The following is a 19,504-nucleotide window of genomic DNA, read 5'->3' as shown; positions in this document are numbered from 1 at the left end:
ATAGTGATCCCTCAGAAAAAGCGTTATTCCGCAGGATAGCTCCGCGGGTATGTGACGTCAGAGTCTGGGCCCGGTGGGCGTGGCGCACCTTTCTTTCCACAGGCGCTCAGGCTGGTGCTGAGGGCGAGAAAAGTCAGACCGAGAATCAAAAAACGTTTCATGTCGTCTCTCCAAGTTTTTTCAGCCAGGCCTGAGCCTGCTGCTGAACGTTGGACGGAGCCGTGCCGCCAAAGCTGGTGCGGGAGGCGAGGGAAGATTCAACCGTTAGAACATCAAAAATCCCTGCAGTGATGCCCGGCTCCACGGCCTGCATTTCAGCAAGGGAGAGATCAGCCAGATCACAGCCTTTCTGTTCAGCCAGGCCAACCAAACGGCCTGTAACGTGATGAGCCGTCCGGAAAGGCACGCGGAGTTCACGCACCAGCCAGTCCGCCAGATCTGTGGCGGTGGAGAAGCCCATGCCTGCGACTTCACGCATTCGGTCCGTGTTGGGCTTAAGGTCCCGGATCATCCCGTCCATGGCAGCAAGGGACAGCGTCATGGCTTCTGTCGCGTCAAAGACAGGCTCTTTGTCTTCCTGCGTGTCCTTTGCGTAGGCCAGTGGCAGGCCCTTCATAACAGTCAGCAGGCCAACAAAATTCCCCATAATGCGGCCGATCTTGGCGCGTACCAGTTCAGCCGCGTCGGGGTTACGCTTCTGCGGCATGATGGACGAGCCGGTCGTGAACGCGTCCGACAGAGTTACGAATCCGAAAGGAGCGGATGCCCACATGACGATTTCTTCAGCCAGTCGCGACAGATGCATGGCCTGAAGAGACAGGGCTGACAGGAATTCGAGAGCGAAATCACGGTCTGAAACGGCGTCGAGCGAATTGGCCGTCGGGCGATCAAAATCCAGCGCTGCTGCCGTCATTGCACGGTCGATCGGGAAGGACGTTCCAGCCAGAGCCGCTGATCCTAGCGGGCATTCGTTCAACCGAGCCCGTGCATCGCGCAGGCGTCCACGGTCGCGGGAGAGCATTTCAACGTAAGCCAGAAGGTGATGGCCGAACGTTACAGGCTGAGCGACCTGAAGATGCGTGAAGCCGGGCATCGGCGTTGCGTGATGTTCCAGTGCGCGTGTCGCAAGGGCGCGCATGAGGGAGGCAGTCTGTTCCTGAAGGCCGTCAATCGCATCACGCACCCACAGGCGGAAATCTGTGGCCACCTGATCATTGCGGGACCGTGCCGTGTGCAGGCGCTTGCCAGCTTCGCCAATCCGCTCGGAGAGGCGTGCCTCGATGTTCATGTGAATGTCTTCGAGGGCCGGGGAGAACTCGAAGCGTCCTTCGCCGATTTCCTGCGCAATATCACCCAGTCCCTGCCGGATTTCCGCAAGTTCGGTTTCCGTCAGCAGGCCGACCTTCTGAAGCATCGCTGCATGTGCGAGAGAGCCGCGGATATCCTGACGCCAGAGGATTTTATCAAAGCCGATGGAAGCGTTGATCTCACTCATGATCGCAGCCGGTCCGGAGGCGAAACGGCCACCCCATTGCGGGTTGGCAGCCGTACCTTCAAAGCTTGAGGCAGGATCGGTTTCTTTTTCGACAGGAACGTTTTTCATGATAACCGTAACAGGATGAAACAGAAGCAGATCGACCGGCGAACCCTTCTTTCAGGAGGTCTAAGCCTAGCTGCGGCGGCCAGCCTGCGCAATTCCGCACGTGCTGAAGATCGCCCGAAACCGATTGTTCCGTCTCTGGAGCCGGCGGCGGCACGTCTTGCTCCGCTGGAATTGAAGCTTCAGCGGCCGGAGGGCGGCAGTCGTGCCTTGTCCGCCTGGCGTGGCACGCCATTTGTTCTGCATATCTGGGCAACCTGGTGTGCGCCCTGCAAGCATGAACTGCCGCAGCTGGATGCCTTTATGAAGGCGCTTGGAGACGACAGCCCTATCGTCCCGGTCGCTATGGCCAGTCATGGGCCGGATGCCGTCGCTGCGTTTCTTAAGGCGCAAAATCTGACCCATATTGATCCGTGGTCTGCGGATGCTCATGAATTCCAGAGCTGGCTGGGTGACAAGCCGCTGAGCTTTCCGTCTACTTATCTGATTGATGCAGAGGGTCGTCTTCGCGCAGTGACTGAAGGCGAAACGGACTGGGGGACGCCAGAGAGTGTGGCGCAGTTCAGAAAAGTTATTGCAGCTTTGAAAAAGTAATGGTGTTCTGGCGAAAGTGACAGCAGAACGAGTGATTTGATGGCAGTGACGATTGGTCGGCGTGGATTTATTGCGGGCGTAGGCGGTTTGAGTGTGGCTGCCGGCCTGTCTGGCGCCGCATGGGCTGGAAAGCAGGAAAATCTTCGTTCGGTCAGGAGTTTGGCGCCGGGTAAGCCGCAGCTTGAGCCCGTAGCCCTGCAACTGATTGGCCCAGCAGGGGCAACGCAATCGCTAGCCTCAATGCGGGGTAAGCCGTTCCTGCTGCATGTGTGGGCAACATGGTGCGGTCCTTGCAAACAGGAGCTTCCAAAGCTCGACGCTTTCTGTGCTGCCCTGGGGACAGACTGTCCCATCATTCCCGCTGCTGTAGCCAGTGCCACACCGGAAAAGGTTGCGTCATTTCTGGATGCGGCAGCTCTGAAGCACATCCCGGCATGGACGATCGACAAGGCTGCATACAAAGCATGGTTGAAGACATCCGACGTCGCCATTCCAGTCACATACGTGATTGATTCGTCGGGTCATCTGCGAGCTGCTGCTGAAGGTGGTGTGAACTGGTCCGCTCCTGATGCAGCGCGTCAACTGCACGACGTTCTTGCCGGAATCTAATTTTTGATTTTCTGACGACACCAGGAATTCCACTGATGACTTTTTCTTTGACCCGCCGTGCCGCGCTCGCCGGAGCCGCCGGACTGCTCGCTTCTTCCCGTGTTTTCAGCGCTTCAGCTGAAGACAAAGGCATACCTTTTGTCCCGAATTCATTCGGCGTTCTGGCCAAGCCTCGTGCTCTGCCAGCGCTCTCTTTCCAGAATGAGCAGGGGCAGGAAGTCTCTTTGTCGCATTGGTTCGGCAAGCCCTTCGTTCTGCACTTCTGGGCGACCTGGTGCCCGCCCTGCATTCGTGAACTTCCGTCCGTTAACGCGACGGCCAAGGCTCTGGGCGCAGACGGGCCACAGATTGTGACGGCTGCCGTGCGAGGCAGTACGGTGCCCAAGGTCCGGGCTTTTTATGATGCACACCAGATTGACGCCCTGCCGCTTCTCGTGGACCCGACGTCCTCTGTAATGATGGAAACGGCGGATCAGGATGCTCTTGTGGCGTCTATCAAGCATGTACGTCCGGACGATCTGAAAGATCTTACGCCAAGTGTCATGGCGCTGCATGGCGTGCCCCGGTCCCTTCTGCTGAACGCTAAGGGTGAAGTTGTCGCCGAGGCCATTGGGAATATGGACTGGTCTGCCGATGCGGTCCGCCATACCTTGTTCGTCCTCGCAGGCTAACAACGTAAAGAGTCGATGTCCCTTTCTCTGCTGGGTGCCGATGATCCGGCACCGTTCCTCCTGTTCCCCGAGACCCAGCCGTCACCGTTTGTGCTGGTGAGTGACCATGCGGGAAAAGCTGTTCCCAAAGCACTGGAGTTTCTGGGCGTTGGGGAACCGGACTGGCACCGGCATATTGCATGGGACATTGGAATCGTCGGGGTAGGGCGGTTTCTGCGTGACCTGCTGGGCTCTCCCCTGATTGAGCAAGTCTATTCCCGGCTGGTCATCGATTGTAATCGCGCGCCGGGTCACCCGACATCCATGCCGCATGTCAGTGATGGGACCCACGTTCCAGGAAACAGTGAAGCGCCTGTTCATTGCCGGGCACGGCGCGAGCGCGAAATCCTTCATCCCTATCACGATGCAATTGCCGAGGTTCTGGCGGAACGGGCATCGCGCCCGACGGCGCTGATTGCCCTGCACAGTTTTACTCCGGAAATGAGGGGTGTTCGGCGCCCCTGGCAGATCGGCATTCTTCATCACAAGGATAGCCGGATGGCTCGTGTGATGATCGATACTCTGCGGGCAGAAGGTGACCTTTGCGTTGGAGACAACGAGCCTTACGTCCTGACCGATACCAACGAATACACAGTCCCCCGGCATGCAGAAGCAAACGGGTTGCCCTATTTGGAAATTGAACTTCGACAGGACCTTATTGCGGATGAGGAGGGGCAACGTGCATGGGCGGAGCGTCTCGCAAGACTTCTGCCTCAGGTCTGGGAGACACTGCCTGCATGATTGACGGACATACAAAACTTGCTGGTGTCATGGGATGGCCCGTAGAGCATTCCCGGTCGCCCATGCTGCACAATCACTGGTGCAGGGTGCACGATGTGAACGGGGCGTATGTGCCACTTCCCACGCGACCGGAACATTTTGAGGCTGCTCTCAAGGGCCTGGCTGCGGCGGGCTTTCGGGGCGTGAACGTCACGATTCCGCACAAGGAAGCTGCGATGCGGGCCTGCGGCAGTATGACGGATACCGCCAGGCGTGCGGGAGCCGTTAATACGGTGCGTTTTGAGAATGGTCAGATTATCGGTGACTGTACTGACGGCACGGGTTTTTGTGACAACCTCACCGCACATGGCGTCACCTTGTCTGGCCGAGCACTAATCCTTGGGGCAGGAGGCGCAGCGCGCGCTGTTGCGGCTGCACTGCTGGATCGCGGCTGTGAGGTTGTGGTCGCGAACCGGACCATGGCGCGCGCCGAAGCAATGGTCGAGGCCCTGAAGGGAGGGGAAGCTGTCGAGTGGTATGACTGGCCATCTTTGCTTCCCGGCTGCTCACTTCTGGTCAATGCAACCTCGCTGGGGATGAATGGCAAGGCCGACATAGACTGGAGTGCAATGCTGCGGCAGGCCGGGTCCAGTCTGTGCGTGACGGATATTGTCTATACTCCGCGGGAGACACCGCTCCTGAAAGCGGCACAAGCAGTTGGCCTGCAAACGGTTGATGGTCTCGGGATGCTGATTCATCAGGCTCGGGCAGGGTTTCGATCCTGGTTCGGGGTGGATCCGGAAGCCGATGAGGCAACCTTTAATCTGCTGGCTGCAAGTCTGCGCTAACCCATGAAAATCATCGGTCTGACAGGCGGAATGGCGGCGGGAAAAAGTACAGTCGCCGCTCTGTTTCGCCGGGCCGGTGTGCCGGTTTTTGACGCGGACGCTGTTGTGCGGGCCCTTCAGGGGCCGAGAGGAAAGGCGCTCCCCGCCATTGCCCGCGTCTTTCCTGTTGCAGTGCAAAACGGCGTTCTGAATCGTATGGCCCTGCGTCAGGCTGTGGTTGGAAATGTGGCTGCGCTTCAGGCGTTGGAGGCCATCATGCATCCGTTTGTAAAAGCCGAGCGAGAGAGGTTCCTGCGTCACTGTCGCGCGCGAAAAGAACCGTTCTGCGTCCTGGATATTCCGCTTTTGATGGAAATCGGTGAAGACCGGAAATGCGATGTGGTGGTGGTGGTTGAGGCCCCCATGGCAACACGCCTGTCCCGTATTCATCAGCGCGGGAAAACGGGTGCCAGAATGAGCGAAGCACAAGCACGTTCCCTCATCGCACGGCAAATGCCGGACCACGAACGCAGACGCCGGGCACACATCGTGATACGAACCGGCCTTTCCCGCGGATCTGCTGCCCGGCAGGTTCGCGCTCTTTTGCACCGTCTGCGCGAGGCTTCATGAAACGCTCGATCCTGTTCGATACGGAAACCACAGGCTTTGACCCGGATCAGGGCGATCGCATCATTGAAATCGCGGCCATCGAACTGATCGATGATCTGCCGACGACCAATTATTACCACGTTATGGTGCATCCGGAGCGCGACATTCCGGCCGAGGCCACGAAGGTGCATGGTTTTCGGATTGAAGATCTGGAGGGTGCGCCGAAGTTTCCAGAAATCGCGGACGGATTTCTGGAGTTTATCGGCGACGCCCCGATGATCGCGCATAACGCGCGCTTCGACTTCAAATTCGTGAACGCCGAGCTGCAAAAATGCGGCCGCGCGCCGCTGGATTACGCTAGTCGTGCGATCGATACCGTGGAAATGGCGCGCAAAAAATATCCGGGTATGCCTGCTAGCCTTGATGCGCTGTGTCGGCGCTTCAACATCGATCTGTCTCAGCGTGGCACCCATAACGCTCTGCTGGACTGCAAATTGCTGGCGGAAGTGTATGTCGAACTGATGGGCGGCCGCCAGCGCGGGCTTGGACTGGCTGGACCTTCACGAAGCCGCAGTATTGCAGAAGCGGGTGATATGCTTGCGAACCGGACCCCACGGAAAATGCCGCTTCCGAATGCAGAAGAGCTGGCGGCTCATACAGCTTTTGTGGATGGTCTGAAGGATCCGGTGTGGCGCCGCGACTGATGAAGATCCTGTTCATCACGTCCAACAGGCTTGGCGATGCCGTCATTTCCACCGGCGTGCTGGATGCTCTGCAAAAACGCTATCCGGCAGCTGTATTTACCGTTGTCTGTGGACCGGTCGCGGCAGGGTTGTTCGAACCAAATCCTCGCTGTGAGCGGGTTATTACTCTTGAAAAACGCCGACACGATCGACACTGGCTGGACCTCTGGTCTGCATGCATTCGAACGCGCTGGTTTATGGTTGTGGATCTGCGGGGTTCCCTCCTCAGCCTCACGCTCCGAACGCGTCGAAGGTTGATCGTCCAGGGGGGGCGTCGGGACGGACGCAAGATCGAGCAGCTTCGTGACGCGCTTGGTCGACATAAAACCCCGATGCCGCGGGTCTGGACCTCCAGCCAGCATGACAAAACTGCAGAAGACCTGCTTGCGGGTGGCCCTTGGCTGGCTTTGGGGCCAACGGCGAACTGGGATGGCAAGATCTGGCCTCCAGAGCGATTTGTCGCACTTGCTGAGGGTCTGCGTCGTCAGGGGATGCGATCTGTTCTGTTTTATGGGCCGGGAGATGCCGAAAAGGAACGGGCCAGGCCTGTTCTGGACGCGCTCCCGGAGGCGCTGGACCTGGGCGGAGACAGGTCTCTTGGAGAAGTAGCAGCGCTGCTTGCTCGTTGTGCGCTCTTTGTAGGCAATGACTCAGGCCTCATGCATTTGGCCGCCGCTGCCGGAACGCCCACGCTTGGTTTGTTCGGGCCCTCCCGCATGTCCGAATATGCGCCGTCGGGGACTGAGGCGTTCGCAATCGTGGCTCCCGGTCCGGAAGGAAAAGCGTCTTTGGAAGACCTGAGTGTCGAAGCGGTTCTGGATGTTGCCAAAGCCATTCTGGCAGGAAACGCTGGTTCCTTCAGGACCTGACCTTGAAGCGCTGCCCTGCATGGCCGATAGAGAAAGTATGAGCGTTTCTTTCCAGCCTTCGCCTGTGGTGTCGTCTTCTTTTCCCGGGCGCAAAGCCAGAGTGGCCCATGTCATGGCGGGGTCGGCACGAGGCGGGGCGGAACTGTTCTTTGAGCGCCTTTCCATGGCTCAAACTCAGGATGAGCGCCCTGTTCGCGCGCTGATCCGGCATGATTCCGCGCGGGAAGATCGTCTGCGTGCCGCTTGCGTGGAAACACATACGTTCAGGTTTGGCGGCGCTATGGATGTCAGAACGCGGTCGCACTTGCGGCGGAACCTGCATGAGTTTCAGCCTGATGTCGTTGTGGCCTGGATGAGCCGTGCGGCGCGCAAACTGCCGACAGGTCCCTGGCGGACAGCGGGGCGTCTGGGCGGATACTACGATCTGTCCAATTATCGGCGCTGCGAGCATCTGATTGGGAATACCCGCGGTCTGGCAGACTGGATGAAAGCACAGGGGTGGCCCGCGGATCGCGTTCATTACTTACCAAATTTTGCGACGGATTTTGCGTCTGTGACGCCGGTACGACCGGATTTCCTGCCTCCCGATGTTCCGTTTGTGCTGGCGTTGGGGCGTCTGCATGAAAACAAGGCGTTTGATGTCCTGATACGCGCCATGGCCCATCTGCCAGCCGTGCATCTCGTCATTGCCGGGGAAGGTCCGGAGCGTGCGACGCTGGAAGCGCTGATCCGAAGCGAAAATCTTTCAGACCGTGTTCATCTTCCGGGTTGGGTCGCGGAGAGTGGGCCATGGCTGCGGGCGTGTGATGTCATGGTTTGCCCGTCGCGGATCGAGCCGCTTGGAAATGTCGTGATTGAAGGTCTTTCGGCAGCTGTCCCTGTCGTTGGCAGTGCTATTCAGGGGCCTCAGGAAATTCTTTGCGGGACCGAAGATGGCCTTCTTGCTCCCGTTGAGGATGCTGAAGCCTTCTCTGCCCAGATCGGGAATATTCTGGAAGATAAAGCTCTTGCCCAGCGTTTGCGACATAATGGTCGTGCCCGGTTCGAGCGCGAGTTTGCACAGGATGTTGTAATGGCCCGCTGGTCCGAATTTCTGGACGGAGGGTTGACCTGATGTGTGGAATCGCCGGTTTGTCCTGTCTGCCCGGAAAGTCGCCGGATCAAGCCGCGCTGGAGCGGATGTCTGCTGCGATTTTTCACCGTGGGCCGGATGGGGAAGGGCGGTTGGATCTTCCGGGCGCAGCGCTTAGGCATCGCCGTCTGTCCATCGTGGATATTGCTGGTGGAACCCAGCCATTCCGGGTTGGGAATGCGGCGTTGATTGCCAATGGAGAGATCTACAACGATCCGGACATTCGCAGTACGTTTCCTGCTGATCGTTTCCAGACCAAGAGCGATTGTGAACCGCCTTTGCACCTCTGGCTGAGAGATGGAACTGGCTACACGCACGAACTGCGCGGCATGTATGCCATCGCCGCGGTTGAGAACGAGCAGGGCCAGCACGAAATGCTGCTGTCTCGTGATCCGTTCGGCATCAAGCCACTTTATATTGCCGAATACGAAGGTGGGATCGCTTTCGCCTCAGAGGCGCAGGCTTTGCTGGCCGGAGGCTTTGGTGTCCGGCGTGTCAGAAGCAAGGCACGGAATGAGCTGCTCCAGCTTCAGTTCACAACTGGGCAAAAAACAGTTTTTCCGGGAATACGGCGCCTGTTGCCCGGTGAAACCTTGCGAATTGTGGATGGGCGGATCGTCGAATCGCGTCGCCGTCACGCTTTGCAGGAAGCCACGGAAGCCGTTCCCGCTGACCTGACGGATGAGCAGGCTTTGCGCAGGCTCGATGCCGCCTTGACCGACAGTGTCCATGCGCACCTTCGAGCCGATGTTCCTCTGGGACTGTTTCTATCGGGCGGAATTGATAGCTCTGCCATTCTCGCTGCCGCTCATAAACTCGGGCTACCGCGCCCCATGACCTGGACGGCGCGCTTTGACACTGGAAAAGCGGACGAATCTGCCGATGCAGCAGCATTGGCGGCTTCGGTTGGTGCAGATCATCATGTTCTGACCGTCACAGAAGCAATGGTCTGGTCCCATCTGCCTGCCATTGTGGCCTGCATGGATGATCCTGCGGCAGACTACGCGATTATTCCAACGTGGTTTCTGGCGCAGGAAGCGCGCAACGACGTCACTGTGATCCTGAGCGGCGAGGGGGGGGATGAGCTCTTTGCCGGATATGGGCGTTATCGTCGGGCTATGAAGCCATGGTGGCGCGGCGGAAGAGGCCCCTGGCGTTCGGGCACATTTGGTCGGTGTGTGCCGGGGCAAGGGCGTCAGTGGCGCGCGGGGCTCGCGGCCATGGAACTGTCCCAGCGTTTGACGGGACTTCCCGCAGTGCAGGCTCTCGACGTTGCGGAATGGCTCCCCAATGACTTGTTGCTCAAGTTGGATCGCTGCCTGATGGCGCATTCTGCTGAGGGGCGCACACCGCTGCTGGATCCTGTTGTGGCCAAGGCCGTCTGGTCTCTGCCGGATCATTTCAAGGTGCGGGATGGATACGGCAAGTGGCTCCTGCGCCGGTGGCTTCAGGATGCGCTTCCACAGGCAAAGCCGTTTGCTCCAAAGCAGGGTTTTACCGTGCCTGTTGGCCCCTGGATCGAAAAGCAGTCTCAACGACTGGGTCCGATGGTCGCACAGCAGTCCTGCATCCAAGACATTATGGCCTCCCAAAAGGTCGAACGTATTTTCTCAACAGCGACACAGCGCGGTCACGCCCGGCAGGCCTGGACGCTGTTGTTCTACGCTTTGTGGTTCCGACACCATGTTGAAGGCATTCCGGCTGACGGAGATGTTTTCGAGACACTTTCCCGCACTTGCTAAGCGCGGTTTCCATCAGACTGACAAGGACAGACCATGCATTACGATCTGATTATCCGGGGTGGCCGCTGTGTATTCCCATGGGGAGAAGCGGAGGCCGATCTGGGTGTCCGAAACGGCCGCATCGCTTCTCTGTCTGTTTCGCACGACGATGAAGCTGACAGGGTGATTGATGCGACGGGGCTGCATGTCCTGCCGGGCCTGATCGATAGCCATGTCCACCTGCGTGATCCCGGAAACGCTGCGGTAGAAACTCTTGAAACCGGAACGCGCGGGGCGGCTCTGGGCGGTGTCACAACGGTTTTTGACATGCCGAACACCTCACCCAGCGTGACGGACAAGGCGATGCTGGACTGGAAGCGCGAGCATATCAGCACGGTCGCTCATGTTGATGTCGGCATGTACATTGGGGCGACCCGTGATAACACGCCCGACCTTGCCATGCTGGAGCAGCAGCCAGGGGTTTGTGCCATCAAGGTTTTCGCTGGGTCTTCCACCGGCAACCTGATGATCGAGGACGACGAAGGTATCGAAGCCGTCATGCGTTCCGGCCACCGTCGTGTCTGTTTTCATTCCGAAGATGAATACCGTCTTCAGGCACGTAAGCCGATGTTTCATGAAGGCCAGCCTTACGCCACACATAGTGTCTGGCGGGATGTGGAATGTGCGTTTCTGGGAACGCGCCGCATCATGGCGATTGCCCGCAAGACGGGTCGTCCTGCTCATATCCTCCACACATCTACAGCGGAAGAGCTCGCCTATATGGCTGATTTCCGGGATGTTGCAACGGTTGAAGTCTTGGTCAATCACCTCACGCAGGTTGGCCCGGAATGCTACGAAAAGCTGGGTGGCCTTGCCGTGATGAACCCGCCTTTGCGGGATCGCTATCACTACGATGCGAGCTGGAAGGCCATCCAGGATGGTCGTGTCGATGTTGTGTCTTCGGATCATGCGCCGCATCCATTGGACGCAAAGAAACGCCCATGGCCGAATTGCCCGGCTGGTCTGACAGGTGTGCAGACCATTGTTCCGGTTATGCTTGATCATGTGAATGCAGGCCGTCTGTCTCTGGCACGTCTGGTCGATCTGATGTCCGCCGGGCCAGCCCGCGTCTATGGGCTTCAGACCAAGGGTCGCATGGCTGTCGGTTTCGACGCCGATTTCACGCTTGTGGACATGAAGGCTCAGCGGGAGATCACCAACGACTGGATCGTCTCTCCTGCAGGATGGACACCATTTGACGGTACCCATGTAACGGGTTGGCCGATGGCAACCATCGTGCGTGGAACGGTGGTCATGCAGGATGATGAGGTGATTGGTGAAGCGACGGGACGGTTTGCCAAATTTGCGCCTTGATCGAGGCGTAGGGCGCGCGACGCTTCGACCATGAAAGAGAGTTTTATGATTCGCCCCGTTGCCGCGTTCTGCGGTCTGTCCCTTCTGTCTGCGCTTGCATTTGGAACAGCAGGAGCCGCCGAATCCGGCTGGAGTGCACCAAAATGTGGTGCCGAGCCGGAATCTCCAGTCGTGAAGGCCGGGACCGTTGCCCAGTACAACGAGAGCGTGGACCGTGTGACAGCCTACGAAAAAGAAGCGCGAGCTTACAATGCATGCGTTTCCGGGCAGGCGAACCGTGAAGAGACTGCCATCAGCCAGGAAGCCAGCGCGAAAATTTCACGAATTCATTCTGCCAGTGCTGCCGTCCAGACACACATCGCAGGATCCTTTCAGAAGCTTTCCTCTGAGTTGACTGCTGCGGGACGTAAGCTCGGCCATCACTGACGGGTTTTCACTGGCCCATCCGCACCTGATTCTGTTGTGGCGTGAGAGAAGTCGGGCCTTCATAGGTCTGGCGCGCGACATTCGGCATCAGGTCCGGCCTTGCCCAGCATTCCGTGCCCTCAAAACTGGTGGTGCAGTATGGCTGGGGCGGGGGTGGTCCAACCGGACGGGAGCAAAAGCTTTCGTCATCATACAGATAGGCTGTATTGCAGTCTTTTCCGGTGATGGCAGAGGCAATTCGGTCCGGCGCGCACCCGGCGAGCGCGCAAAAGACTAGAACTGACAATAGAAGCAAAGCTGGGTTTTTCATGTCCGGCAGCATTATCCGGCAGGGGTTAAGGAACCCCTAAATTGGTGGCCGGTTTCTTTTGGTAACAGCTTCTCAAGCGAAGCGTTTGCCGCAAACGTGCGGCGCCTGTATGGTTCCGCAAGAACTTTACAAGACCGATCCAGCAGGGGACCAGGTGGCGGACGATTTCATCACAGAGGTGAACGAAGAAATTCGGCTTCAGCGCCTACGGGCAGCTGCGCGCCGATGGGGTGCTGTTGTGGCAGGTGTTGTCGTCGTGGGAGCGATTGGCGGCGGTGTCTGGGAGTGGCAGAATCACGCCCGGAAGCAGGCCCAGCAGGCTGCATCAGCCCAGTATTTCAATACATTGGAGACGCTGGCTGATCCCAAGCACGACAAGGCTGTCACACAGAAAGCCGAAGCCGCTTTTCAGGATCTGGCAGATCATGGGCCTGTTGGCGTGCGGTCTTATGCCGCCCTGCGTCTGGCAGATCTGAAGATGCAGGATCACGATCTGGCCTCTGCTTTGAAGGCCTGGAACAGCGTCACGTCCGATTCTGTCGCCGAGCCTGCCCTGAAGGATATGGCGCGTTACATGGTTCTGAATACTCAGACCAATACGGCAGACCCGAAGACGTTGCGTCCCGGCTATGAAGCGCTTGCACAGAATGGTGGCGCCTGGTCAGCTCTGGCCCAGGAAGGTCTCGTCGCTTTGGATCTCCGTCCAAACGCAACGGCTGACCAGCAGAAAGAGGCTCGCCGCCTTCTGACGCAGATTGTTGGAAGTGTATCTGCACCTGAAGGGGCTCGTGCACGGGCACAGGCCCTTCTCGAAACCTTTGGAGACGCTGGTTAATGCGCCGTCCTGACCGTTTTTCTGCGTCTATGAACCGCCGCTCGATGCTTCGTGTTGCCTGTTCTGGCGCCGCTCTGACCGCGATGGGCGGATGCAGTCTGTTCAACGATGATGAGAAGCCCATGTTGGCTGGCCATCGCGTTGACGTGCTTTCCACTGGTGCGGGTCTGACCGTCGATCCCGACGATCATACGCCCATCACACTGTCTGCACCGCAGTCCGTGACGGAATGGCTTCAGCCTGACCGCACGCCGGACCATGTTGCGGTTAATGCCGTCTGGAGCGGGTCTAACCTCAAGTGGAGCCGTTCCATCGGCGCTGAGGTGAACCCGACGAGCTTCCTGTCCATGGTGGCGATCATGCCGAACAGCCGCGGGGCCATTCAGTCCCCTCCGGTGATCGGAAATGGTCGGATTTTCACCACGGATGCACAGGGCGTGGTGAAGGCGTGGACGTGGCCGGGCATGAAGCAGCTCTGGTCTCATCAGCCAGCTCCCCGAAAGTCCCGCTCTACCAATATTGGTGGCGGCGTCGCACTTGATGGAGAGACCCTCTACATTGTGGATGGCGTTGCGCAGGCATTGGCCGTCGATGCTGCCAGCGGCAAGATCAAGTGGACTGTCGATCTCGGCACACCCGGTCGATCTGCCCCCACGATTGCTGATGGTCTTGTTGTTTTCGGGACGATTGACGAGCGTCTTTATGCACTTGAGGCTGCCACGGGCCGACAGGTCTGGACGTATCAGGCAACGGGTGCGGACACCGTCATCTTCGGTCAGGCTGCTCCGGCTATCGTAGATGGTGTGGTTCTGGCAGGCTTCGGCAGTGGTGACCTCGTAGCCCTGCGTGCGGCTTCCGGTGAAATGGTGTGGAGCGATAGCCTTGGCGGTGCCAACGGTATGGGCGCCATGCTGGATTTCTCCTGCATCCGCGGGGCTCCGGTCATCAAGGATGGCACGGCATATGCCATTTCCATGTCCAACGTTCTTGTTGCCGTGGATATGCGCTCCGGACGTCGTTTATGGGAGCGTGAAGTCAGTGGCCAGACGCCTCTGACAATCTGTGGGGACTGGCTGTTTGTGCTGTCTACCGATCAGCAGCTCGCCTGTCTGGACCGTTTGTCCGGGCATGTGCGCTGGATTACCCAGCTTCGCCGTTTCCGCCGCCAGGAAGTGCAGAAGGATGCCATCCAGTGGGTTGGTCCTCTGCTCGTAAACGGCAAGCTGGTCTGTTTCTCTACCCTGCCGCAGGAAGGCATGGTGATTGTTGATGCCGTAACTGGCAAAATTGAATCGACCCGTAAAACCACGGCTCCATGCCAGGTTCAGCCGATCGTCTGTGACGGTCTGGTTCTGACGCTGTCCCAGGATGCTGTTCTGCGGGCCTATGGCTGAACGAATGACCTCTGAGAATCTGCCCGTAGTTGTTATTGCCGGGCGCCCGAATGTCGGGAAATCCACTCTTTTCAACCGGCTTGTCGGGCGTCGTCAGGCGCTCGTCTCCGATCAGCCCGGTGTGACGCGTGACCGCAAGGAGGGCGAAGCCCTCATGCGCGGTCGCCGCATCCGTGTGATTGACACGGCGGGCCTCGAAGAAGCTGCGCCGGACACGCTGTTCGGCCGTATGCGTGCATCATCTGAATCTGCCGTCTCCATGGCAGATCTGGTGCTTTTCTGTATCGACGCGCGCGCTGGCATTACGCCGACCGATGCTCATTTTGCCAATTGGCTGCGTCGCCAGAACCGTCCGGTTCTGCTGATTGCCAATAAGGCAGAAGGGCAGGCTGGGACCAATTCCGCACTTGAAGCCTACTCGCTGGGTCTGGGCACGCCTCTGGCGCTGTCTGCCGAGCATGGTGAGGGCATCAGTGACCTCATGGGAGAGATCGTCGATCGTCTTCCCGGTGCGCCGAAGCAGGAACGCCGTCGTCGTCGTGACGAGGAGCCGGAAGAGGGTGAAGAGCCTGAAGAACGTCCGGCTGGCCCGCTTCATCTGGCGATTGTTGGGCGCCCGAATGCAGGCAAGTCCACGCTTCTGAATTGCCTTCTCGGTGAAGAGCGGATGATCACCGGCCCCGAAGCCGGTCTGACCCGCGATTCGATTTCAGTCGATCTGCATGACGAACACGGTCCGATCAAGCTTGTCGATACGGCAGGGATGCGTAAGCGTGCCCGCGTTGAGCAGCACCTTGAGCGCATGTCTGTTTCCGCCTCTATCGAAGCGCTGAAAATGGCAGAAGTCGTCGTGCTGACGATCGATGCCACACTGGGTGTGCACGAGCAGGATCTCCAAATTGCCCGTCTGATTGAGAAGGAAGGCCGCGCCTGCGTTCTGGCTCTCAATAAGTGGGACGCTGTTGAAGATCGCGTTGCCACACGTCAGGCCATTTCAGACCGGATCGAGACATCGCTTGCTCAGGTTCGTGGCATCCCGGTGGTAACGTTCTCGGCGTTGACCGGGGCAGGCGTTAATCGCCTTCTTCCGGCTGTCCGGAAAGCCTATGAAGTCTGGAATTCGCGCGTCACGACGGGTGAACTGAACCGTTGGTTCGAAGCAATGTTGGACCGTCACCAGCCGCCTCTGGTTGATGGACGCCGCCTCAAGCTGCGTTATATGACGCAGGTGAAGGCTCGTCCGCCGACATTCATTCTTTTCGGTACCCGAGCAGAAATGTTGCCCGACGCATACAAGCGCTATCTGGTGAACGGGCTGCGCGAGACATTTCATATGCCTGGTGTGCCCATTCGCATCCAGCTTCGCGGGACGACAAATCCTTACGCGGACAAGTAAGAGCTGTTTTTTTGTTCCGTTATGCAATGAACGCATAGCGGAACAAAATCGCTTTACCGGACTGCAAAACTCCCCATTTTCGTATACCTAATCCCCTGCCAGCCTATGGCGGTGCATGGTGTTCGGCCCTAGAAAGGCCGCCAAGCCCTACGTCAGGCCTGAGTTAGAGATGAGGATTACAGATTATGGTCGGGATTGCTGCGGTTCGCAGTGAAGGCTCCTCTGGAGAGCCTCAACGCAGCACGGCGCGCGCCACGGCATTGGGTATCATGGCCGCTCTCGCTGGCCTGATGTTCGGTCTCGATACCGGCGTTGTTGCTGGCGCCTTGCCCTTTATCGCTACAGATTTCCACGCGAGTGATGCCCTGCAGGGGTGGATCGTATCCTCGATGATGGCGGGGGCGGCGTTCGGCTCTCTTGTCGCTGGACGGATTTCCAGCCGTTATGGCCGGACAGGAGCCATGCTCGTGGCTGCGGTTCTGTTCCTTGTAGGAACGTTACTGTGCGCGCTGGCACCTTCTGCTCTGGTGCTGATTGTCGGGCGCGTTTTCCTGGGCCTTGCTGTCGGTTTGGCGGCGTTTGCCGCTCCTCTCTATATCTCTGAAATCACAGTGGAATCTGCGCGCGGTTCCATGATTTCCTTCTATCAGCTTATGGTCACGCTCGGGATTTTCCTGGCCTTCGTGTCTGACAGTCTGCTGGCAACAGGTCAGCATTGGCGCTGGATGCTGGGGATCATGGCCGTTCCTGCCACCCTGTTTCTGGGCATTGTCCTGATCCTGCCACACAGCCCGCGCTGGCTGATGATGCAGGGACGCAAGGATCATGCGCGTCGTGTGCTCAATAGTCTTCGATCTGACGAAGAAGTGGCAGAAGCTGAACTCGCCGATATTCAGGCTCGTCTTCACAAGAGCAGTGACGCTGGCTTGGGTCTTTTCCGGAGCAACCCCAATTTCCGTCGCTCTGTCTATCTTGGAATGCTTCTACAGATCATGCAGCAGCTCACGGGTATCAATGCACTGTTGTATTACGCGCCACGGGTCTTTCAGGCCGCTCATTTCGGGGTTAACGCCTCCATCTGGGCCACGACACTCGTTGGTCTGACGAACATGATCCTGACGGGTGTTGCCATTGTCTGCGTGGACAAGTGGGGGCGTCGTCCGCTGCTCATTCTAAGCTGTGCAATTGCAGGGTTTGCGCTCCTTGGCGTGGGCGCATTGCTGGCGGTCGGGGCTTCAAGCTTTGAGGCACAGATTGCACTGTGTGGATTTGTTCTGTTGTTTGTTGCCGGATTCGCTATTGGAGAAGGCCCGCTGGTCTGGACGCTGTGTTCCGAAGTTCAGCCAACGCGCGGACGTGATTTTGGAATCGGCTGCTCAACAGTGACGAACTGGGCTGCGAACTGGGCCATTTCCAAGACTTTTCCCATGATCATGGTGGCTATGGGCGCAGCATCAACATTCATTATGTTTGCAGCGTTCAATGGACTTTTTGTTCTCGTCACGCTCATGATGGTTCCGGAAACAAAAGGTGTTTCTTTGGAGACGATTGAGGCCAATCTGTTTTCGGGCAAGAAACTTAGAAATCTGGGACGTTAAATCGTGATGAAAGCCAAGGCGGCGGATGAGAGTGATCTCGGCGTCGACCCTCAACGGCACGCTGGGCTCTACGGAGCCCAGCGTGCCAAAGCCATGTCAGCCGTTCTTCTCGGGCTGCTTCTCTCCGTTCTGGATTACGCCATAGCAAACGTGGCGCTTCCCTCCATCGCTCACGATCTGAACGCCCCGTCGTCTCGGGCGATCTGGGTGGTGAACGCTTATCAGCTCGCCAATCTATCCTGCCTGCTACCACTCGCGTCTTTTGGCTCTCGAGTAGGCTTTGCCCGCATGAGCCAGATTGGGATTTTTCTATTCCTCATTACGTCTGTTGGCTGTGCCCTGTCCCAGAACCTGCTGGAACTGACACTCGCGCGTGCCCTTCAAGGCGTTGGTGGTGCTTGCATCATGAGCGTAAATATTGCGCTCGTACGCTTTATTTATCCTCATGCAGAGCTTGGTAAGGGCATCGCTCTGAACGGTCTGTTTGTTGGGATTGGCGTCGCTCTTGGCCCGACGATTGGGTCGATCGTCCTTTCGGTCGCGACTTGGCCCTGGATTTTCTGGATTAATCTCCCACTCGCACTTGCCGCTCTCGTCATGGCCCATTTCGCGTTGCCGCAAACACCGCGCAGCGAGACGCAGGCAGATATTCCGGGTTCCCTTCTGACCGTAGCTTCTTTCGCTTTACTTGGCATCGGGTTGGACGGCTTGATGCATGGCGATTTTCTACCAGGATCGTTGCTCACGGGAGCGGGCATCATCTGCTGGTGGCTGCTTTTGCGGTACCAAAAGGGACGGCGTGAGCCGATTGTCCCGGTGGATCTGCTGGCGCGGCGGCCTTTTCTGTTGGCGTGTCTGGTCGGATTTCTCGGTTTTGTAGCCTCCAACCTCTACATCGTCGCCATGCCGTTCACTTTGGCATCGGCTTTTCATCGTGGAGATTCCACGATTGGATTGCTGATTGCGCCTTGGGCCGTTGGCGTCGCGGTGATGTCTTTTGTCGTGGGAAAGATTGCTGACCGCTTTCCCGCTTCGGTTCTGTCCTCGCTCGGACTGCTCCTGACAGCATTCGGATTTATGTTGCTCTGGTTGTTGCCCTTGGACGCGAGCAACGCTGCGATCGCGTGGCGGACGCTTCTGGCCGGATGTGGGTTCGGGCTTTTCCAGCCACCCAACAATCGGGCCATCATGGTGTCTGCGCCGGCTGGGCGGGAAGGTGGGGCGAGTGGCATGCTATCCGTCGCACGACTGGGTGGCCAGACGACTGGTGCCCTGCTCGTTGCAGCTCTTTTCACGATCTTCCCACATCCAGCGTTCATCTGCCTTGGAGGCGCGATGATTGCCGCGCTAACGGGATCTGCCCTTAGTCTTGGGCGGAAATACCTCGCAGACTGAAGAGCGTCGTCGTTCGCTGATCGGTACTTTCCAACTCCTGAGTGGTCTGGACGTTCTGTTGAATCAGGATGTCCAGATCCAGCTTTGGGGCATAATGGCGCCCCGGATCACAGAGCCAGACTTCGCAGTGGCGGGCACATTCCAGCAGCCAGGGCATGATGCGTGCAGCCATAGCCTCGTTGTAACAGACATCTCCGATCACCAGCAGATCACAGTCCGGTTTCGATCCGACAAGATCGCCCGTACAGAGCGCTACTGTCACGGCATTGAGCGTAGCGTTCAGGGCTGTTGCTTCCAGAGCCATGGGATCAATATCATTGGCCGCAGCAGTGGACGCACCCGCTTTTACGGCGGCAATGGCGGCTAATCCGCATCCACAGGCTACGTCCAGAACTCTTCTGCCTTCAACGCGCTGCGGATTATCCAGAATATATCGCGCAATAAGCTGACTACCCGGCCATGCAAATGCCCAGAACGGGGGCTCGATACCATGCGCTTCGAGGAAGGCTTCGCTGGCCTGCCAGATGGGGGTGATGTCTGTTGCCAGATGCAGGGGAATTTCGGGAACAAGTCTGGCGGTCTCGACCGCCGTATTCTCGCGGATAAATGCCGCGGGGTCCTGCAGTCTGACTGACATGATGT

21 protein-coding genes are annotated in these 19,504 nt (G+C 58.2%); 17 read left to right on the top strand and 4 right to left on the bottom strand.

Translation table 11 applies throughout. The features are described from left to right. Positions 1 to 23 precede the first annotated feature (23 nt). Positions 24 to 161 (bottom strand): LPS translocon maturation chaperone LptM, encoded by a 138-nt coding sequence (gene lptM / locus KP708_RS16075; protein ID WP_408735626.1) that lies wholly within the window; start codon positions 159 to 161, stop codon positions 24 to 26. Then, positions 158 to 1,603 carry an argininosuccinate lyase gene (argH, locus tag KP708_RS08140; RefSeq protein ID WP_215748827.1) on the bottom strand — a complete coding sequence of 482 codons (1,446 nt, stop codon included), beginning with the start codon at positions 1,601 to 1,603 and terminating at the stop codon, positions 158 to 160. Before argH ends, lptM begins: the two co-directional genes overlap by 4 nt. A 15-nt stretch (positions 1,604 to 1,618) precedes the next feature. On the opposite strand from argH, the gene KP708_RS08135 reads away from it, so the two are divergent. Genes KP708_RS08135 through KP708_RS08080 form a run of 12 tightly spaced genes read left to right on the top strand, consistent with a single transcriptional unit; the run spans position 1,619 to position 11,934 of the window. After that, positions 1,619 to 2,194: a TlpA disulfide reductase family protein gene (locus tag KP708_RS08135; protein ID WP_215748826.1), complete on the top strand. Its 576-nt coding sequence runs from the start codon at positions 1,619 to 1,621 to the stop codon at positions 2,192 to 2,194. A 39-nt stretch (positions 2,195 to 2,233) separates the two neighbouring features. Beyond that, positions 2,234 to 2,803, top strand: coding sequence for a TlpA disulfide reductase family protein (locus KP708_RS08130; protein WP_215748825.1), 570 nt, complete (start codon positions 2,234 to 2,236; stop codon positions 2,801 to 2,803). Between the two features lie 35 nt (positions 2,804 to 2,838). Beyond that, complete coding sequence (locus KP708_RS08125; RefSeq protein WP_215748824.1) at positions 2,839 to 3,474, top strand: TlpA disulfide reductase family protein; 636 nt, start codon at positions 2,839 to 2,841, stop codon at positions 3,472 to 3,474. A gap of 15 nt (positions 3,475 to 3,489) precedes the next feature. Beyond that, positions 3,490 to 4,254 carry an N-formylglutamate amidohydrolase gene (locus tag KP708_RS08120; RefSeq protein WP_215748823.1) on the top strand — a complete coding sequence of 255 codons (765 nt, stop codon included), beginning with the start codon at positions 3,490 to 3,492 and terminating at the stop codon, positions 4,252 to 4,254. Further along, the gene (locus KP708_RS08115; protein WP_215749406.1) at positions 4,251 to 5,081 is read left to right on the top strand and encodes a shikimate dehydrogenase; all 831 of its coding nucleotides are present in this window, start codon (positions 4,251 to 4,253) and stop codon (positions 5,079 to 5,081) included. Before KP708_RS08120 ends, KP708_RS08115 begins: the two co-directional genes overlap by 4 nt. Before the next feature lie 3 nt (positions 5,082 to 5,084). Further along, positions 5,085 to 5,690: a dephospho-CoA kinase gene (gene coaE, locus KP708_RS08110; protein ID WP_215748822.1), complete on the top strand. Its 606-nt coding sequence runs from the start codon at positions 5,085 to 5,087 to the stop codon at positions 5,688 to 5,690. Beyond that, complete coding sequence (gene dnaQ / locus KP708_RS08105; RefSeq protein ID WP_211507494.1) at positions 5,687 to 6,373, top strand: DNA polymerase III subunit epsilon; 687 nt, start codon at positions 5,687 to 5,689, stop codon at positions 6,371 to 6,373. Before coaE ends, dnaQ begins: the two co-directional genes overlap by 4 nt. Beyond that, positions 6,373 to 7,281 carry a glycosyltransferase family 9 protein gene (locus KP708_RS08100; protein WP_215749404.1) on the top strand — a complete coding sequence of 303 codons (909 nt, stop codon included), beginning with the start codon at positions 6,373 to 6,375 and terminating at the stop codon, positions 7,279 to 7,281. Before dnaQ ends, KP708_RS08100 begins: the two co-directional genes overlap by 1 nt. Positions 7,282 to 7,318: 37 nt before the next feature. After that, entirely contained in the window at positions 7,319 to 8,395 is a 1,077-nt protein-coding gene (locus KP708_RS08095; protein WP_215748821.1) for a glycosyltransferase, read from the top strand. Continuing rightward, positions 8,395 to 10,155 carry an asparagine synthase (glutamine-hydrolyzing) gene (asnB, locus tag KP708_RS08090; protein ID WP_215748820.1) on the top strand — a complete coding sequence of 587 codons (1,761 nt, stop codon included), beginning with the start codon at positions 8,395 to 8,397 and terminating at the stop codon, positions 10,153 to 10,155. The genes KP708_RS08095 and asnB overlap by 1 nt, the downstream gene beginning before the upstream one ends. 33 nt (positions 10,156 to 10,188) lie before the next feature. Continuing rightward, positions 10,189 to 11,508, top strand: a complete 1,320-nt coding sequence (locus tag KP708_RS08085) for a dihydroorotase (RefSeq protein ID WP_215748819.1) — start codon at positions 10,189 to 10,191, stop codon at positions 11,506 to 11,508. Between the two features lie 45 nt (positions 11,509 to 11,553). Beyond that, complete coding sequence (locus tag KP708_RS08080; RefSeq protein ID WP_202206632.1) at positions 11,554 to 11,934, top strand: hypothetical protein; 381 nt, start codon at positions 11,554 to 11,556, stop codon at positions 11,932 to 11,934. A 7-nt stretch (positions 11,935 to 11,941) separates the two neighbouring features. On the opposite strand, the gene KP708_RS08075 is transcribed toward KP708_RS08080, so the two are convergent. Next, on the bottom strand, positions 11,942 to 12,244 hold the full coding sequence (locus tag KP708_RS08075; RefSeq protein WP_202206633.1) for a hypothetical protein: 303 nt from the start codon (positions 12,242 to 12,244) through the stop codon (positions 11,942 to 11,944). Between the two features lie 109 nt (positions 12,245 to 12,353). On the opposite strand from KP708_RS08075, the gene KP708_RS08070 reads away from it, so the two are divergent. The 5 genes from KP708_RS08070 (at position 12,354) to KP708_RS08050 (ending at position 18,862) form a co-directional block, all read left to right on the top strand. Further along, entirely contained in the window at positions 12,354 to 13,079 is a 726-nt protein-coding gene (locus tag KP708_RS08070) for a tetratricopeptide repeat protein (protein WP_215748818.1), read from the top strand. After that, positions 13,079 to 14,473 (top strand): PQQ-binding-like beta-propeller repeat protein, encoded by a 1,395-nt coding sequence (locus tag KP708_RS08065; protein ID WP_215748817.1) that lies wholly within the window; start codon positions 13,079 to 13,081, stop codon positions 14,471 to 14,473. The genes KP708_RS08070 and KP708_RS08065 overlap by 1 nt, the downstream gene beginning before the upstream one ends. A 4-nt stretch (positions 14,474 to 14,477) precedes the next feature. Beyond that, the gene (gene der, locus KP708_RS08060) at positions 14,478 to 15,869 is read left to right on the top strand and encodes a ribosome biogenesis GTPase Der (RefSeq protein WP_215748816.1); all 1,392 of its coding nucleotides are present in this window, start codon (positions 14,478 to 14,480) and stop codon (positions 15,867 to 15,869) included. Positions 15,870 to 16,054: 185 nt separating this feature from the next. Beyond that, positions 16,055 to 17,467: a sugar porter family MFS transporter gene (locus KP708_RS08055; protein ID WP_215748815.1), complete on the top strand. Its 1,413-nt coding sequence runs from the start codon at positions 16,055 to 16,057 to the stop codon at positions 17,465 to 17,467. A 6-nt stretch (positions 17,468 to 17,473) separates the two neighbouring features. Continuing rightward, positions 17,474 to 18,862, top strand: a complete 1,389-nt coding sequence (locus tag KP708_RS08050; RefSeq protein WP_046899597.1) for an MFS transporter — start codon at positions 17,474 to 17,476, stop codon at positions 18,860 to 18,862. Here KP708_RS08050 and KP708_RS08045 read toward each other — a convergent pair. Next, positions 18,831 to 19,499: a methyltransferase gene (locus KP708_RS08045; RefSeq protein ID WP_215748814.1), complete on the bottom strand. Its 669-nt coding sequence runs from the start codon at positions 19,497 to 19,499 to the stop codon at positions 18,831 to 18,833. The two genes, KP708_RS08050 and KP708_RS08045, sit on opposite strands and share 32 nt — an antisense overlap. Between the last annotated feature and the right edge of the window lie 5 nt (positions 19,500 to 19,504).

It is taken from the genome of Gluconobacter sp. P5H9_a, assembly GCF_018812085.1.
In the GTDB taxonomy this organism is placed as follows: Bacteria; Pseudomonadota; Alphaproteobacteria; order Acetobacterales; family Acetobacteraceae; genus Gluconobacter.
Note: the sequence above shows the minus strand (reverse complement) of the source record. Positions and strands in the feature narration are given on the sequence as shown.

Coding starts and splice junctions, on each gene's coding strand:
- lptM (WP_408735626.1), bottom strand. CDS start 161: ATGAAACGTTTTTTGATTCTCGGTCTGACTTTTCTCGCCCTCAGCACC.
- argH (WP_215748827.1), bottom strand. CDS start 1,603: ATGAAAAACGTTCCTGTCGAAAAAGAAACCGATCCTGCCTCAAGCTTT.
- KP708_RS08135 (WP_215748826.1), top strand. CDS start 1,619: ATGAAACAGAAGCAGATCGACCGGCGAACCCTTCTTTCAGGAGGTCTA.
- KP708_RS08130 (WP_215748825.1), top strand. CDS start 2,234: ATGGCAGTGACGATTGGTCGGCGTGGATTTATTGCGGGCGTAGGCGGT.
- KP708_RS08125 (WP_215748824.1), top strand. CDS start 2,839: ATGACTTTTTCTTTGACCCGCCGTGCCGCGCTCGCCGGAGCCGCCGGA.
- KP708_RS08120 (WP_215748823.1), top strand. CDS start 3,490: ATGTCCCTTTCTCTGCTGGGTGCCGATGATCCGGCACCGTTCCTCCTG.
- KP708_RS08115 (WP_215749406.1), top strand. CDS start 4,251: ATGATTGACGGACATACAAAACTTGCTGGTGTCATGGGATGGCCCGTA.
- coaE (WP_215748822.1), top strand. CDS start 5,085: ATGAAAATCATCGGTCTGACAGGCGGAATGGCGGCGGGAAAAAGTACA.
- dnaQ (WP_211507494.1), top strand. CDS start 5,687: ATGAAACGCTCGATCCTGTTCGATACGGAAACCACAGGCTTTGACCCG.
- KP708_RS08100 (WP_215749404.1), top strand. CDS start 6,373: ATGAAGATCCTGTTCATCACGTCCAACAGGCTTGGCGATGCCGTCATT.
- KP708_RS08095 (WP_215748821.1), top strand. CDS start 7,319: ATGAGCGTTTCTTTCCAGCCTTCGCCTGTGGTGTCGTCTTCTTTTCCC.
- asnB (WP_215748820.1), top strand. CDS start 8,395: ATGTGTGGAATCGCCGGTTTGTCCTGTCTGCCCGGAAAGTCGCCGGAT.
- KP708_RS08085 (WP_215748819.1), top strand. CDS start 10,189: ATGCATTACGATCTGATTATCCGGGGTGGCCGCTGTGTATTCCCATGG.
- KP708_RS08080 (WP_202206632.1), top strand. CDS start 11,554: ATGATTCGCCCCGTTGCCGCGTTCTGCGGTCTGTCCCTTCTGTCTGCG.
- KP708_RS08075 (WP_202206633.1), bottom strand. CDS start 12,244: ATGAAAAACCCAGCTTTGCTTCTATTGTCAGTTCTAGTCTTTTGCGCG.
- KP708_RS08070 (WP_215748818.1), top strand. CDS start 12,354: ATGGTTCCGCAAGAACTTTACAAGACCGATCCAGCAGGGGACCAGGTG.
- KP708_RS08065 (WP_215748817.1), top strand. CDS start 13,079: ATGCGCCGTCCTGACCGTTTTTCTGCGTCTATGAACCGCCGCTCGATG.
- der (WP_215748816.1), top strand. CDS start 14,478: ATGACCTCTGAGAATCTGCCCGTAGTTGTTATTGCCGGGCGCCCGAAT.
- KP708_RS08055 (WP_215748815.1), top strand. CDS start 16,055: ATGGTCGGGATTGCTGCGGTTCGCAGTGAAGGCTCCTCTGGAGAGCCT.
- KP708_RS08050 (WP_046899597.1), top strand. CDS start 17,474: ATGAAAGCCAAGGCGGCGGATGAGAGTGATCTCGGCGTCGACCCTCAA.
- KP708_RS08045 (WP_215748814.1), bottom strand. CDS start 19,499: ATGTCAGTCAGACTGCAGGACCCCGCGGCATTTATCCGCGAGAATACG.